16 protein-coding genes are annotated in these 15,621 nt (G+C 45.9%); 6 read left to right on the forward strand and 10 right to left on the reverse strand.

Annotated elements, in window-relative coordinates:
• Positions 1 to 100: 100 nt before the first annotated feature.
• A complete protein-coding gene (locus tag DOM22_RS12665) occupies positions 101 to 1,135 on the reverse strand; it encodes a M14 family zinc carboxypeptidase (protein WP_246845625.1) in 1,035 nt (344 codons plus the stop codon).
• Between the two features lie 80 nt (positions 1,136 to 1,215).
• Here DOM22_RS12665 and DOM22_RS12670 point away from each other — a divergent pair, with 80 nt between their 5' ends.
• A complete protein-coding gene (locus DOM22_RS12670; protein ID WP_142700727.1) occupies positions 1,216 to 2,016 on the forward strand; it encodes a DUF1338 domain-containing protein in 801 nt (266 codons plus the stop codon).
• 137 nt (positions 2,017 to 2,153) lie between these two features.
• On the opposite strand, the gene DOM22_RS12675 is transcribed toward DOM22_RS12670, so the two are convergent.
• Positions 2,154 to 2,801 carry an HD-GYP domain-containing protein gene (locus DOM22_RS12675; RefSeq protein WP_142700728.1) on the reverse strand — a complete coding sequence of 216 codons (648 nt, stop codon included), beginning with the start codon at positions 2,799 to 2,801 and terminating at the stop codon, positions 2,154 to 2,156.
• A 154-nt stretch (positions 2,802 to 2,955) separates the two neighbouring features.
• On the opposite strand from DOM22_RS12675, the gene DOM22_RS12680 reads away from it, so the two are divergent.
• Positions 2,956 to 3,618, forward strand: coding sequence for a hypothetical protein (locus DOM22_RS12680; RefSeq protein WP_168196649.1), 663 nt, complete (start codon positions 2,956 to 2,958; stop codon positions 3,616 to 3,618).
• A gap of 173 nt (positions 3,619 to 3,791) precedes the next feature.
• Here DOM22_RS12680 and DOM22_RS12685 read toward each other — a convergent pair whose 3' ends face one another.
• Together DOM22_RS12685 and DOM22_RS12690 are read right to left on the reverse strand one after the other, a co-directional pair.
• Positions 3,792 to 4,778, reverse strand: a complete 987-nt coding sequence (locus DOM22_RS12685) for a hypothetical protein (protein ID WP_142700730.1) — start codon at positions 4,776 to 4,778, stop codon at positions 3,792 to 3,794.
• A 130-nt stretch (positions 4,779 to 4,908) separates the two neighbouring features.
• On the reverse strand, positions 4,909 to 6,945 hold the full coding sequence (locus DOM22_RS12690) for a hypothetical protein (RefSeq protein WP_246845626.1): 2,037 nt from the start codon (positions 6,943 to 6,945) through the stop codon (positions 4,909 to 4,911).
• Between the two features lie 111 nt (positions 6,946 to 7,056).
• On the opposite strand from DOM22_RS12690, the gene DOM22_RS12695 reads away from it, so the two are divergent.
• Positions 7,057 to 7,782, forward strand: coding sequence for an FAD-binding oxidoreductase (locus DOM22_RS12695; RefSeq protein ID WP_246845627.1), 726 nt, complete (start codon positions 7,057 to 7,059; stop codon positions 7,780 to 7,782).
• A 13-nt stretch (positions 7,783 to 7,795) separates the two neighbouring features.
• Positions 7,796 to 8,692 carry a DMT family transporter gene (locus DOM22_RS12700; protein WP_142700731.1) on the forward strand — a complete coding sequence of 299 codons (897 nt, stop codon included), beginning with the start codon at positions 7,796 to 7,798 and terminating at the stop codon, positions 8,690 to 8,692.
• On the opposite strand, the gene DOM22_RS12705 is transcribed toward DOM22_RS12700, so the two are convergent.
• The 5 genes from DOM22_RS12705 to lepB all read right to left on the reverse strand — a co-directional run bounded on the left by DOM22_RS12705 (position 8,631) and on the right by lepB (position 14,457).
• Entirely contained in the window at positions 8,631 to 9,665 is a 1,035-nt protein-coding gene (locus tag DOM22_RS12705) for a DUF475 domain-containing protein (protein ID WP_142700732.1), read from the reverse strand. The two genes, DOM22_RS12700 and DOM22_RS12705, sit on opposite strands and share 62 nt — an antisense overlap.
• A 14-nt stretch (positions 9,666 to 9,679) precedes the next feature.
• Positions 9,680 to 12,280 carry an excinuclease ABC subunit UvrA gene (gene uvrA / locus DOM22_RS12710; protein WP_142700733.1) on the reverse strand — a complete coding sequence of 867 codons (2,601 nt, stop codon included), beginning with the start codon at positions 12,278 to 12,280 and terminating at the stop codon, positions 9,680 to 9,682.
• A gap of 136 nt (positions 12,281 to 12,416) precedes the next feature.
• Entirely contained in the window at positions 12,417 to 12,881 is a 465-nt protein-coding gene (locus DOM22_RS12715) for a hypothetical protein (RefSeq protein ID WP_142700734.1), read from the reverse strand.
• Positions 12,882 to 12,954: 73 nt separating this feature from the next.
• Positions 12,955 to 13,620 carry a J domain-containing protein gene (locus DOM22_RS12720; RefSeq protein ID WP_142700735.1) on the reverse strand — a complete coding sequence of 222 codons (666 nt, stop codon included), beginning with the start codon at positions 13,618 to 13,620 and terminating at the stop codon, positions 12,955 to 12,957.
• 186 nt (positions 13,621 to 13,806) lie between these two features.
• Positions 13,807 to 14,457: a signal peptidase I gene (lepB, locus tag DOM22_RS12725; protein ID WP_168196650.1), complete on the reverse strand. Its 651-nt coding sequence runs from the start codon at positions 14,455 to 14,457 to the stop codon at positions 13,807 to 13,809.
• A gap of 78 nt (positions 14,458 to 14,535) precedes the next feature.
• On the opposite strand from lepB, the gene DOM22_RS12730 reads away from it, so the two are divergent.
• Together DOM22_RS12730 and DOM22_RS12735 are read left to right on the forward strand one after the other, a co-directional pair.
• Positions 14,536 to 14,742, forward strand: coding sequence for a helix-turn-helix transcriptional regulator (locus DOM22_RS12730; protein WP_142700737.1), 207 nt, complete (start codon positions 14,536 to 14,538; stop codon positions 14,740 to 14,742).
• The gene (locus tag DOM22_RS12735; protein ID WP_142700738.1) at positions 14,739 to 15,008 is read left to right on the forward strand and encodes a hypothetical protein; all 270 of its coding nucleotides are present in this window, start codon (positions 14,739 to 14,741) and stop codon (positions 15,006 to 15,008) included. The genes DOM22_RS12730 and DOM22_RS12735 overlap by 4 nt, the downstream gene beginning before the upstream one ends.
• Positions 15,009 to 15,065: 57 nt before the next feature.
• On the opposite strand, the gene DOM22_RS12740 is transcribed toward DOM22_RS12735, so the two are convergent.
• Entirely contained in the window at positions 15,066 to 15,563 is a 498-nt protein-coding gene (locus tag DOM22_RS12740) for a Fur family transcriptional regulator (RefSeq protein ID WP_142700739.1), read from the reverse strand.
• Positions 15,564 to 15,621: the final 58 nt, after the last annotated feature.

The following is a 15,621-nucleotide window of genomic DNA, read 5'->3' on the forward strand; positions in this document are numbered from 1 at the left end:
TCTTTCTGTGAACTTTGGGTGCTAAATTAGAGCAAGTGCTCCAGCATGCTTTTGGGGGCAATTATTGGGTCACTAAGACTCTGTGCGTTATGTGACGCTACTAGCGACGGAATCCTACACCTGCATACCACAGATTCTGGGCCTGCAAACGATGCTGATCAAGTTGCTCGGCCGTCAAAGCGGCCCAAACACTAGGATTCGCAATAGCGCGAATCATCAGCTCCAACAAAGTATTATGCCGACGCAAGGTGCGCTGATGACGATGTCCAATCAACGGATTGAAGGGACCATCTGCTCTGAAAAGTTGCGACGGATGCTTTTTAACCCACATCCACGAGCCCATTTCCAAACACAAGGGAAGATACTGCTTACCACGTTCAATACCCTGATGTTGCAGATACAGATAATCCCACAGATCTCCGTGAGTCGTGTACGTCCCAGCCTGGGGTTCAAATTTATAAAAGTGATGGGGATACGTCTGATCCAAAAGATTTTTAAATGAGTGAGCCAGTCCCAATTCCGGAAAAGGATCTTGGGTGCGAGCATAGGGAAACCACAAGCGATCCTGCAAACCAAAACCCGAATGACAATCCAAAGTGATGGCAAGCTGACTGTCTTTGATCTCTTGCTGAACTCCGCGGACAAGGCCTTGAGCCTCCACTTCCATCGGTTCGTTTTCTTTGCCACGGTACCACGGAAGTTTTGCAGAATAGCGATGCCCACCCAACCAACGTGCTGGCTTATCTGCATCGATGGGTGCGTTTCGCATCAAATCCACACCGCGAGGATTGCTACGCGTTTTACGTAAAATTCCAATGGGATTTACTGTGGGGATAAAAAACACCCGCACGTCTTGCAAAGTGCGTTGCATTTGACGGTCCCACCTCACTAATTCTGCAAATGAATTTAAAAGTGATACTGTGACTTGAGCGCCGATACGCTCAAGACCATGCACTCCCCCGACGATTCCTAAAACTGGAGCTTGGGGATCTGTGGTGCCAAATGAAACTTTATAAATTGGCAGCCGCAAATCTCCATCCTGGCTGTATTCCAGAATTTCTGAACGCATGGCTGAACCCATAGATTCAATGCGGGCTTCAATTTGTTGGATCTCAGGAAGTGTACTCATTGCCATTATACGCTCCGACATTAACGCTTAAAGCATTGCTCCGTTTTCCCAACAGAAGTATCCTTGATTTCTAAACGGGAGACAACATGACCCTTGATACTTTACTAGAAAAAATGTGGGTAGATTATTGCCAACTAAATCCAGCAGCAAAACACATCCATGACTTGTTCGTGGCTGAGGGCGAAACTGTCCTTAACGACCACATTGCTCTTCGCACCTTTAATCATCCACGCCTGGGTATCGAATCTTTGGCGAAGCAATTCAAAAAATTTGGTTATGAACAAAAAGGTGAACCATATATCTTCACCGAGAAAAAATTGTTCGCACGCCACTATGAGCATCCTAATGAAGACATGCCGAAAATTTTTATCTCTGAACTTGAGCTGGAAAAAGTTTCTCCGTTTGTTCGCGAGACTTTGACGAAACTTGCTGACTCCATCCCGCAAAGCGTGATCGACAGCGAAGATTTCTCGATGTGTGGTCGTCCTTGGGACATGTCTTGGGCATTGTACTCAGAACTTGCCAAAGAATCTGAATACGCCTCTTGGGTTGCGGCTTATGGCTTCCGCCCCAATCACTTCACTGTGATCATCAACAAACTTAAAAAATTCCAGGACATCAATCACCTGAATGAGTTCTTGCAAGGCAAAGGCATTGTATTGAATAAGTCAGGCGGCTTGGTGAAAGGAACGCCTGCGGATTATCTTGAGCAATCTTCGACGATGGCTTCTGAAATTCCTGTGAAATTCAGCGATGGCACTCACAATATTCCTGGTTGCTATTATGAATTTGCAAAACGTTATAAAATGGATAACGGCAAATTCTATCAAGGTTTCGTTGCGAAATCCGCTGACAAGATCTTTGAAAGCACGAATAAGCAAAAGTAACCTAAGTCTATAAATCGGCCAAAAAAAAATACCTCCGCAATTTGCAGGAGGTATTTTTTTATCAGGATGCACTCTTCGGAATCTTCTTTCTGGCCCGCCCTAGACGAATGCGCCTGGAGAAAGTGTGTCCGTACCTTTTAGGCGATTTTTTTAATTAACAGATGTTCTGTTTCCTGGTCGTTTTGTTGATCTGCCCAATGGGGATGTGCTTGTAAAAAGATTTTCACTAACTGCGAGTCAAATTGTGTTCCTGAGCAACGCACCAGTTCCTCGTACACCACCTCATCCGGCAAACCTTTGCGATAGGCACGCGTCTGCGACATGGCATCATAGGTATCCACCACCAAAATAACTCGGGCTAAAATATCAATTTTATCACCGGCGATTTTATCTGGGTAACCTGTGCCATCGACACGCTCATGGTGCCCGCGAATTGCTGGCAAGATAGTTCCAAAGAATTTATGCGAAGCTAACGGTTGCACGATATCTTCACTCATCACCGGGTGAGAGCGCATGATCGCTTGTTCTTGTGGATCTAGCTTTCCTGGCTTTGCAATAATGCTTTGAGAAACACCCATCTTACCGATGTCGTGAAAGAGACCAGCAAATTCAGCAAGCTTTTGTTCGTACTCATTAAGACCCGCATCGCGAGCCAGTTTGCGCGACATCTCGCCAACACGGCAACAGTGCGCATAGGTTTCAGGGTCGACTATCTTCAAAGTTTGCATGAGTGCTTTGGCCGAATCGTAAGCCCACGACGGTATATTCCCCCATTTTGCAGACATGCGATTCCCCTTTCATTCCCCACAAAACTTTTCGGTCTAGGTCCGGACAAACTTTACTCAATACAATCGGACATTCCCAGAGTGAGACAAGTTCCCGTTGACAGTATTGTGGATCACTTCGAAAATAGGCAGACGCCAAAAACAAAGGACCAACATGAGACACCTTCTTTTGATTATAACCATGATGACCCTCGGCTCAGTTTCCGCATACGCCCAAAAAATTAAAGTGCGCAAAGTAAAAGGCAACACCGCTATTATTGAAAGCACCTCTCCCCTGGCTCCCGGCGCTGTCTATGATCTGATTTCGGAAGATCAATTAGGCGATGACTCCGGCCCCGCAACCCGTAAAAACTTTGTTGGTTTGAATTTGATCTTTGGAAATACAAAATCGGATGCACCCAATTCAACAAATGAAACAACTATGAGTCTAATGGCGCGCTATGGATGGAACCTGGGAACCTATGAATTAGGGCCATTGGTGCAGATGACGATGACTCACGTCAGTGACGTAACTGCGACAACTTGGCGCGTGGGCGGATTTGCCGATTATAACTTCACACCGAATACTCCAGGTGAAGCCTTTATCTTTGGCTTAACGGCCTGGGGCGCCTTCGGAAATGAGGATCGTGGCAATGGAGCAAAATTTGATATCGTGGATATTTTTGGCGGTGGCTTCGTGAAATGGTACCCAACGACATCCAGCTCCGCATGCTTTCGCATCGACTTTGGCTATCAGTATGAGCGCCAGACTGTGGCTGGGGGTTATTACTCAGATACAGGGATCACAGGTTCTGCCGGGATATTCGCTTACTTCTAATCCGCAAGACTTCACTTAAGAAGTCTCAACAGCACGGTTTCGCCTAAGAAGTCCCAACAGGAAAGCTTTGCTTAAGAAGTTACCACCGCAAGAATCATCAACAAGAGAGCACAAGCAAAAACTATTTTTAGTGACATGCTCCTCTCTTTCTTACGGCCGTCAGTTGACGGTTTTTACTTGGCACATTCCGCTTTATAATGCTTTAGCATCGCAGCGTCGATCGCTACTTGTTCATCTTCATCTACTATAAATACCCCAAGAGACCGGCCATGGTCACCCGTCTTTTCTAAAACCGACATGATTGCCGGAGCATGGAAAGACTGAGTGTTTTTTTGATAATACATCGGCATATCTGCCAAGGGATTGTTAGAATCATAAACCATAATCAGGAAGTACTTGCCCATATCCAGTATTTCTTTCGCCACCACGACGTGTTGTGTGGTCGTACCACCCCGAAGTACAAGCATTGTTAGACGCTTGGCTTTCAAGTTTTTTTCCAATTGTGTAACTGTCAGTAAGTTTTCAACGGGACTGCGGTCCGTTGTATCACCCATGATCATCTTTACGTTTCCACCGCGGAAAAAATGCTGCTGTTGAGAGCGCTCTAAATCCAATTTGAAAGTCATCCAAGTTGATTCACCATTGATGGTTTCTTTGTATCCACGATTCAACATGGGGAATAAGCCCTTCGGGTTTCGCTCTGCCAAGGCCCAAGAGGCCATCAAAGATCGATCCGAATATTTAAGGACCTCCAAGGTCGCTGGAGTCTGAATCATGCGGGCTTTGCCATTGCCTGACTGCTGAGCCGTGAACTCGGCACCACGGAACATGTTCAAAGTTTTACGAAGCAGATCTTCCTTGCTGAGCTCCTCTTTTTCATCAAAGCGAGCCAGGTAAAACATCTTACGTTGCGCACTGGAAAGACCCCAGCACACACCCAACGTAGGCCCGCCGGAATGGAACTTCCAATTGGTGATGGGGATATGAAAATAAGTGTGAAAAGCCGTCGGCTGAATGGCCTGATAGATGCTATTGATCGTCAGATTTTGACAGGAAAGATTATTTACGAAGGAATCAGTGATTGTCTTGCTGTCTGCTGCGACAGCGGCTTGGTGAAGGCTCGTGATGCTAATTAAAACTGCGGAAATCCACTTTTTCATAGGCTGCTCCATCTGAGCCTATCAAAGCAATTCGGGTACCACGACCAGCTGGAAACATTTGGTTAATGGAGGCCATAGCCTGTCTAAAGGTTCAACAGCCTGCCATTTGCGGTCAGCGGGTCAATTTTCCCTAGAAGCTCAGCCCCATTCCGACTGTGCCATAAAAGGTATTCAAGTCAGCTTTTTGATTCAAAACGGAGTCCACAAACGCATAACGTTTGATACCGAAACCCGCCTCACCAAAAAGATTATTGGTCCACAAAACCTTACCGTGGAAGTTGAGTGACATCGAAGAATTCAAAGTCACATTGCTATCCAAGCTTTGCGCGTAATAGATAAACTCCACGTCCACCCATTTTGGATATCTGAATAACGGCAGGATATTGAAAACATCATCTATCAATTTCGGCATGGAGCGGGCCCAGAACAGACCACCACCCACCATCGGCGCTGTCAAAACACCAAAGTTTACGTTTTGATAAGAAGCCATCATCCCCAAAGTTTCATCACGATTCCAAAGACCCGGGATAAAACGATATTTCAAATCCACAGTCAAAACATCCAGCGGAGCCGTGCGACCCGAAGTGCTGACTTTGATTTCATTGAAAGACTTAAAATACTTGGCACTGATACCCCAACGCTGACGAGACACCCAGTAATTAGACCAAGTGAAAAGGTCCTCAAACCATTGGTTGTAAGCAAGCTCGCCCATGAATACGAAATCAGAAGAAGATTTTGCCACGGACAAACGTGCAGACAACTCGCGCGGATACCCTTTATAGATCTCAAAGTACGAACGATATTTTTGACCTTGGTAATCCAAATCCAAATAAGAGCGATTGATTTCACCACGTTCCGTGGCTTTAAATCTCCACTCAAATTCATTCGGTTCGTCTTTTTCAACATTCACAGAGTTTTGATCTGTGCTGACTGTGACTTCTTTAAGTTTGCGACCGAACAGACGGATGTTGTCATTGTACGTCCCTGTCGGCGTGCGCTCGTGAACATAAAGACGCGCCTGACGACGTGGGATCACAGACAATTCGAAGCGCTGCTTAAAGATACCACCGCCCTGGCCTGGCAGATAAATTTTGGCATCGTCTTTTTTCAAGGAAGCCGCCCAGAATTTACGACTGTCACCGATCGTCGACTCAAATCCGATGATCGTCGTGATTTTCAAATACTGATCGGGATTTAAAACCACCGATCTTCCCAACGGACGCGTGTCGTAACCCACGATACGAAGCAAACCCGGGCGAGCTGTGTCTGCGATATCCATCAGCTGCAGCTTATTCGGCTCAACCATGAATTCGTAGCTTTCGCCTGTTGCAAGCTCCGCAAAGAATGACGTCGGACCTTCCGAAGCTGTCGGAGCGGACTGACGAGGCAAAGTTTCTTCGTTATTTAAAAGCACACGTGGCGTTGTGGCATCAACGCGGGCTTTACCCAAGACCACTTTGTTTTCGATTTTCTGATTTCCGTACCACTGTGAACAAAGGCGGCTGTATCCCCGTCCCACTTGCTGCGTCAGACAGAAACGGAAGATCTCGTTCAATTTACCGAATGGCGATCCCGCGTTTTTAAAATTAGGAATCGCGAAGGAACTTCCAAACAAACCTGTTGTCGTTAGCTCTGCCGGTGAAACCTTTTGCGCCAACAAAGCCCCGCGCCAGCTTTGCAGTTGAGCGGCCCATTTTTTCTGCTCCAACTCACTGATATCGTATTGCCATAAAACTGCACCGGTACGAGAGATCATTTCCAAAGAACCAGAGCCCATCAACTCAATCGGCCAATTGATGATAAGTGCTTCGTCATTTTTTTCAGTGGGAGTCAATACACGAGAAATCTGCGGATGAGCTTTCCCCAAAGGCATCAGGCTGAAATTGAAAGTCTGCTCGCTCAAAACAACAGGCCCGATTTTTAAAACCTTGCCATTTTGACCAGTCAAATCGTACTCAAGCTCAAGCGGCGGCAATAAAACCCCGTTATCCAGCTGGTCAAAAAAGAGTGGTTTATTAAATTCTTTGGTTGCTGCCGACTTCATTAAAGACTGCTGCGGAGCAGGAACATCATCTGCCACACCAGCGGCATCAACATTCTCTTGTGCACGAGCAGAAAAACCCGTGATCAATAACAGAGATAAGATCAGATGCTGTGCACTATTCACGATGGATACCTCACTGTTGATAAGTTTATTGATTAGGAACTGATGTAACAAGCTAAATTGTTGGACTGTCTGGGAATTTCGGATTATGAATGGCCCTTATCTCAAGGAGAAATGATGTCTTCAGCGCGCAAAATTTATCACATGAAAGTCGAACAAATCATCGACCACACACCGGCGGTTCGCGAGCTGGTGTTGAAAACAGACGATCCCGCAGAGTTTGCGTTCAAAGCTGGACAATTTGTAATGTTAAATGTTCCACAGGGTGAAGGGAAGCCTGTTTTGCGCGCCTATTCCATCGCTTCCGATGACAGAATAAAAAATGGCTTTAGACTGCTTTTCAAATACGTTGATAACGGTATTGCCTCGACTTTTGTTTGGAATTTGAAAGGTGGAGAGACTCTTAACTTCACCGGTCCTTTCGGAAAAGTTTTTTTCCAGGAACCACCAACAGAACAAATTGTGTTCTTGAATACCGGCACCGGCCTTTCTCAACATATCTGTTATTTGCTATCTAAAAAAGAACAGTATCCAAACTTGAAATACCGCATGCTGTTCGGTGTTCGCACAGAAAAAGACATGTACTACCAACCGGAACTGGAAGCCTTGGCAAAAGAACTTCCTGATTTCAAATGGGAGTTTGTCTTGAGCCGTCCCCAAGATTCGTGGACAGGCAAAAAAGGTTACATCCAAAACTTTATTTCTGAATACGATTACAAAAATATTCCAACCACATTCTATATGTGCGGCAATGGCGGTATGATCAAGGAAGTAAAACACCAGTTGATCGAAGTGGATGGTATCGACAAATCCCGCATCTGGTCTGAAGCCTTCGACTAGGTTTGCGACTTAGGTGACCACCAAAAACAAAGCAGCCATTGAGTTGATTATCGCCGGAGCCCTGTGGGGTTTCGGCTTTATTGCAACCGTCTTCGCTTTACGTGCATTCACGCCTGTGGAAACTTTGGTTTACCGCTTTCTGATAGCCTCCGTCTTTGGCGAATTGATTTATCGGTGCGTAAGAAAACCCAATTTGCCTTCGATGAAATCAGATTTCAAACGAGCATTGCCTGCAGGATTTTTCTTGGGAAGCCTCATGATTCTGCAAACCATCGGTCTTCAGCACACGACTGCGACCAAAAGTGGCTTCATCACCAGCCTCTATGTTATTTTAGTTCCCTTAATTAATACGCTCATCTTCCGTGCTCGCAGCAGTTTGATAAACTATGGACTTGCACTGCTGGCGTTAGTGGGAACTTTTATTTTGATGGATGCCAATATCACGGACATCAATGTGGGAGATCTATGGACGTTAGCTTGTTCGGTGATGGCAGCCTGTCACATTATTTACATCGGCAGAGTTTCAAATAAGGTCAATAACGCCTTTCGCTTTAATAATTTCCAATCCATCTGGTCATTACTACTGCTCTCCCCGCTTTTGCTGACTCAGCAAAGTATCAACCTGACAGCTCCTTGGACTGCATGGATGGGCGTGATTATTTTAGGGATGGGATCCAGTGTGATTGCATTTTCAATTCAGATTCGCGCGCAAAAGACTTTATCAGATACGACGGCCAGTATGATCTTCCTGTTGGAATCGCCGTTTGCTGCGCTGTTTGGATTCTTGCTCTTACAAGAGCGCCTTTCCTGGTTTCAGGGACTCGGCGCTTTGATAATTATGGGAGCTTCTATTCTGCAGATTCTGTGGGACCCTTCTTCAAAGACCACAGAAACGCAACCGCAAGGATAAGAGCACCTGAAAGACCCGTCACCCACTCAGGTATGTGGACGAACGGAGCTGTTAGCATCACCAAAGCCAACACCCAGATAGCATAGAAAGCACCATGCTCAAGGTAGGCGAATTTCGCCAAAGCTTCTTTTTCGACAAACATAATTGTAAGGCTTCGTACAAAGAATGCACCGATCGACAAACCAATCATGATAATGAACAAGTTGTGCGTGATCGCAAAGGCACCCACGACACCGTCAAAACTGAAAGACGCATCTAACACTTCCAAGTATAGGAAGCTTGCCGCACTTGCCTTGTGAACGTTGTGCATAGTTTCTTCGGAAGCTTCCATGAAAGCCCCGATACCATCCACCGCAACAAACACAATTAAACCAGCAAGACCCGACTTTAGAAACGCATAGGATTCAGCCTGTTGAGGCATGAAGTGAGCGATCGTGATCAAGATCACCAAAGCCAAACCGATTTCGATCGCTTCCACGCGACCCAAGAACGCAAAAGGCTTTTCCACTGTGGCGAACCAGTGTTCGATTTTTTCAGCATCAAAGAAGAAGCGCAAAGCTACCATCAACAGGAATGTTCCACCGAACGCTGCCACTTCCAAGTGAGCGGCTAACATCAGTTTCGCATACTCATCAGGACGAGTGGCTGCCATCACCAAAGCTTCCCAGGGATTAATACTTGCCATGACACTCACGATTCCCAATGGGAATACCAAACGCATACCAAAGACGGCGATCAACATCCCCCACGTCAAAAAGCGATGGCGCCAAACCGGCGTCATGTCCTTCAGAATAGTGGCGTTGACGATCGCATTATCGAAAGACAAAGAGATTTCAAGTACTGCGAGCACAGCCGCGATAAACAAAGCCTCAAGCCCTGCCGCTGTTGTGCCACCATAAAATTGACCCACAAAAAAGGAGCCGATCAAACCCAGAATTGTAATGAAAATGGAACCCGTAAAGTATTTAAGCATCCCTTGAATTGATTCTATTTAAGGATCTTTTTCAAGAACTTTCCGGTTTCGCTTTCTTTAACTTTTGTTACATCTTCAGGAGAACCGGTCGCAACAATGCGCCCCCCGTGTTTTCCGCCGTCAGGTCCCAGATCAATCACATGATCCGCGGTTTTAACGACTTCCATGGCATGTTCAATCACCAGCACGGTATTGCCCTGATCTGCTAATTCCTGCAGCAACTCCACCAGCTTTCTGACATCGTCAAAGTGGAGACCTGTCGTTGGCTCATCCAGGATATAAAGCGTTTTGCCGGTGCCACGACGAGAAAGCTCTTTAGAAAGCTTCACGCGCTGAGCCTCACCACCCGATAACGTTGTCGAGCTTTGACCCAAGGTCATGTAATCCAAGCCCACCCGGTGGAGTGTCTCGAGTTTACGATAGATCTGGCTGTGGTTTTTAAAGAACTCCAAAGCCTCGCCCACATTCATATCCAAAACATCGGAAATAGATTTTTCCTTATATTTAATATTCAACGTTTCGCGATTATAGCGTTTACCCATACACGTATCGCAAGTCACAAACACGTCGCTAAGAAAGTGCATCTCGACGCGAATTTGTCCGTGCCCCATGCATGTCTCGCAGCGCCCACCTTTGACATTGAAACTGAAACGACCCGGCTCATATCCACGAAGTTTTGAATCCGGCAAATTCGCAAACAAATCACGAATCATCGGGAATAAACCCACATAAGTCGCTGGAGTCGAACGCGGCGTACGACCGATCGGTCTTTGATTGATATCAATGACCTTATCGATTTTATCCAGACCTTCGATTTTTTTATAAGGAGAGGGCTCTGCCAAAGCCTTATAAAATTTCTTGGCCAAAATTTTGTACAAAGTATCAATAATCAATGTCGATTTACCAGAACCGGAGACACCTGTGACCGCCGTCAAAGTACCCAGTGGAATTTTAAGATTCACGTTCTGAAGATTATTCCCCGTCGCACCGATCAATTCCAAAAACTGACCATTGCCAGGACGACGTTTTTTAGGGACTGGAATACGCACTTCACCTTTGAGGTATTTCCCTGTCAAAGAGTTGGGATTATTTTCCAACTCTTCCGGAGTCCCCTGCGCCATTTTCTCGCCGCCCAGGCGTCCTGCACGAGGACCCAAGTCGACAACGAAATCGGCATAGCGAATGGTGTCTTCGTCATGCTCTACCAGCAAGATCGTGTTACCGCGATCTTTTAGTTCTCCGATAATATCCAGCAAGCGATGGTGATCGCGCGGATGTAAACCGATACTGGGTTCGTCCATCACATAAAGAACACCAATCAAGGAAGAACCCAACTGCGAAGCCAGACGAATACGTTGCGCCTCCCCACCCGACAGAGTGCGGGACGAACGATTCATCGACAGATAACTTGTGCCCACGCGGATCATATAGTCCAGGCGGTCAGAAATCTGCTTGGTGATTTTTTCTGCGACCAAGCTGTCTTTCTTGCTCCATTTGATATCGCTCACGAATTCACGCAAATCCGCGGCACTCATCAAGGCCATATCCGAAATTGTTTTATTCGCGACTTTGATATTCAAAGCTTCAGGTCTTAGACGAGAGCCATGGCAATCAGGACAATCATGAAGGACCATTTCGTCGCCTTCTTCATCGTCCTCGTCAGAAGTTTTTTTGCCTTTGTATTTGTAAACAACCTTGTCGAGTTTTTTACCACCGACTTCGCCGTCCGAAAAAGTTTCTTCTTCGACCAGATCCAGAGTCCCCAAGCCGTTACAAGTCTGACAAGCCCCACGCGGACTATTGAAACTGAACATACGCGGTTCAATTTCAGGAAAGCTGTAACCACAAATAGGACAAGCCGAGTGCAAAGAATAATTCGTGCGATTGCCATCGAGTGTTTCAATGATCACGCGCCCGTTGGCCATGGCCAAAGCGGTGTTAATGCTTTCACTTAAGCGATGTTTTAAAGTGTCTTTTAGGATCAATTGATCGATCACCAGATCGATATCATGGGTTTTGGTTTTCGCAAGCTTGGTGGCTTTATCAAGATCGATCATTTTTCCATCGACCTTGGCTTTCACGAAACCTTTTTTAGCCCAACGCTGGAATTCGGCTAAGAACTCCCCTTTTTTTCCAGAAGCCATCGGAGCCAAAACATAGAACTTAGCCCCTTGGCCTTTTTTGGTAACTTCATCAATGATCTGCTGCGGAGTTTGTGAGCTTACTGGAATATGATGCGTAGGACATTCAGGAACGCCCACTTTTGCATAAAGCAGACGAAGGAAGTCATAAATTTCGGTGACGGTACCCACCGTCGAGCGCGGATTCGTGCTGACAGATTTTTGATCGATCGCAATCGCTGGCGACAATCCTGTGATGGAATCCACTTCAGGTTTTTTCAGCTGCTCTAGGAAATTACGAGCATAAGCCGAAAGACTTTCCACATAGCGACGTTGACCTTCGGCATACACTGTATCGAACGCCAGGGATGATTTCCCCGATCCACTCAGTCCCGTGAACACAGTGATTTTGTTCCGAGGAATAGTCACACTGACATTCTTAAGATTATGCTCTTTCGCGCCTTTTACTATGATTCCATCTTCTGCTTGCGACATAGCCTAACAGTGTACGCCTGATAAATTCCTTGGACAACTCTCTGGCCCAACGCCTTGGCGCATCACAAACAGACAACAAAAAAAGGCCACTTCGCAGTGACCCTTTTTTGATATTTCAAATTTTTGCAGAGCAATACTAAGCTTTTGGAGCCGCTGGAGCTTTGCCTTTTTTAGCAGCGATTTCTTCAGGAGACATACCCCATGGAGAACCGCCTTTTTTATCGCCGCCGCCACGGCCACCTTGACCACGACCTTTACCACCGCGGCCACCTTTGCCGTGAGCTTCTTCAGCTACAACTGGTTTTGCAGTGGCTACGAATTCAGGAACGTAATGAAAAGCTTCCACTTGAACAGCTTTAGCTGGAGCTTTTTCGCCTTCGTTTAAACTCATAACCACAACGCGTTTCAATGTGTTGTTATTATTTTGCGCAACAACATCAAGGGCATTCACGAAATGAGTCAGTTTTTCGCCTTCGAATTTAAAAGTTTCGGAAAGCGCTGTTTGAATTTCTTCAGCTGCTTTACCGTCTGTCGTCAAAGCGGCTTTCGCTGCCAAACCCTTGCTCAAAGTAAAGTAATTGAATTCTGTAACTGATTTCATAGGAACACCCTCTCGGTTTGATTTGCGATGATAATGACCACCTAAGCATATTCCGTCAATGAATTGGCAGATTTTACGACAAATAATCCATCAGAATTTGGTAGTTTTCGTTCAAAATTACGGACTCATCGTGTGTTCCGCCCTTATCGGGATGAAAAACCCGCGCTAACACCTTTTTGGCGTTCTTTAGGGACTCCTCATCCAGATTGTTTTCCAAAGGAAAACCATTCAGGGAGAAAAACTCAAAGGCCGTATTGACATCTTGGGAATAGGTCGTGCCTTTCGGTGACTTACTGGAAACACCTTTGGCTTTGTTCTTTATTTGTTGGCGTTGTTCTTTCGCACGAGCTTTTTGTTTTTGATATTGAATCTTTTTAAATTCAGCCTGCTTGGCCTTGAATGGTGATTCCACCACCTCAAACAATGAACCTTTTTCGATATTCGTCTTAGAATCTAAAAAATCAGGATGTTTTTTTTCAGTCTGCAAAAGGATCGCCCAGATATGTTTGCAAAATGTCCCTTTCGCCGCCGAACTGCACATACAATCCACCGCGAACGAAGAGCTTGCGATACTTTCCGCAACAAACAAAACCTTTACCGGCTTTGACGCCTTCACATAACCCTCGATACGCGCATCCCCAGCCACAGAAAGCACCGCCAAGCCCGCAGCAAACTCCTCGCGACCTTGCTTACGCACTTCCGGCTTAAAAAAATGTTCGTAAAGTTTTTCAACTGACACTGGGGATCCTCTTCGAAGGTGAAACTGTTAAGACCTGCAACCCAACAGCCATCCTTAAAAAGCAGTCTAAGCACATCCAGCACTCCAGACAACCGCAACCCGCCTGCACGCAACGCAGAACCCTAGCGGTTCTGCACCGCATATGCAAAAATCGGCAGGCACCTTTTGCGAACAGGACCTGGCACCCTAGAGAACTTTGGAACCAATTCTGTTTAATTCTAGCTCTGGCAGGATATTGTCGAACCGGATATTCCACAGGACGAAATCAACTTTCCCCTTCAAAGCTTCACGCTTCACAAATCCCCAGTAGCGGCTGTCGAGGCTGTTGTCGCGATTATCACCCATAAAAAAATACTCACCGTCGGGCACAACTAAGTCGAGTCTCTGTTCGCGCGCGATACGAGGGACTCTTTGTACATGATAAGTGTGACTTTCCAGATGCTCGTCATAAAGTAATTCCTTCGCAGATCCTTCGAGCGCAAAGTCTGCCAGTTTTGCACCATTAATTGTGACAAAGCCATTCTCGATATGAATGCGATCGCCCGGCAAACCAATCAATCGTTTCACGAATGTGGAAGAGTTATCCCCTGGCCAGATAAAGACAATGACATCCCCCCTCTGAGGATCAGATATTTTCTTAAGACTTTGGCTCGTGAAAGGTAGCTTCAGATCATAGGCCATTTTGTTCACAGCAATATGATCACCGATATGAAGCTGGGGAAACATCGACTCGGAAGGCACGCGGTATTGATCAGCAAAGGACCAACGAACCGCAAAAAGAAGCAAGATACTCAAGAGGAAGCTTCTGTTTTTCTTAATGATTTCAATGACTTTCATAATATCTCCGTAAACTATATGCGACATTTTGTAATTCATACTTTACATTATGTCAACTATGCTTTACATTAATCCCACATGATTATAAATAAGGTAAAACTCGCCCGAATCGCTAAGGGTGATCTGACACAACAAGAACTGGCCAACAAAGTCGCCTGCTCACGGCAAACCATCCACTCCATCGAGAGTGGAAAGTTTGTACCCTCTGTCGAGTTAGCTTTGCGCTTAGCTCGCGAACTCGACACCGCTGTCGAAGAATTATTTAAATTAGAGGAGCAAAAATGATCTCATGGATCGTTGTTCTATCCGTCGCTATCTATGTGGTTTTTTATTTGTGGGATCGCAAACAAATCAAAGATGAGCGCGCACAGCTGATTGATCTTAAGGCTTCCGAGTTACAAAACAAGGTAACGATTTTTACTTTGATCGTTCTTGCCGCTATCTACTGGGTGAATCCCGACGTCCCCGCATGGTTCTTATTACTCGCGATAAATATCGGCAGTTTGTATTCGGAAATTTTCGGGAAGATTTATTATCGTTTTAAATTCTAAAAAAAGCCGCTCGTTAGCGGCCTTTTCTGCGCAGCGTCCGTAAATAGGACCTGGCACCTATTTCGCTTTTGCTTGGCACTCGGGGCAAACCCCGTAAAGTTCCAAGATGTGGTGAGTCAGTGCGAAACCGAATTGGTTCGCGACTTTTTCTTGTAGCTGCTCGATCGCGCGGTTTTCGAATTCACAGATCTTGCTGCATTTTACGCAGGTCAAATGGTCATGGTGACCCTTAGGTGTTAACTCGTAACGAGCTGGCAAACCACCCATGCGCACTTCTGTTACGAAAGCGCCTTCAGTCAAAGTACGAAGGAAGCGGTAAACAGTCGCGAAACCAATTTCAGGATGATCCTTCGCCAATTTTTCGTAAAGCTCTTGAGCTGTCACGTGACGACGGCCTTCGTGAAGAGTCTTAAGGATCGCCATACGTTGAGAAGTCACTTTCAAGTTCAACTGACGGATGATCTTTTTGAGTTCAGCCTCATCAAACGGATCGTGATGGATCACGATGTCTTCGTCGTGTTGTCTTGGTAAAAGTGGTACTGAATCTCGTCCCATGTGCGGTGGCTCCTAGATCCCTGATTTATAGGACGCCACTGGGGTCAAAGTCCAATAT

This window comes from Bdellovibrio sp. ZAP7 (genome assembly GCF_006874645.1).
Taxonomy (GTDB): Bacteria; Bdellovibrionota; Bdellovibrionia; order Bdellovibrionales; family Bdellovibrionaceae; genus Bdellovibrio.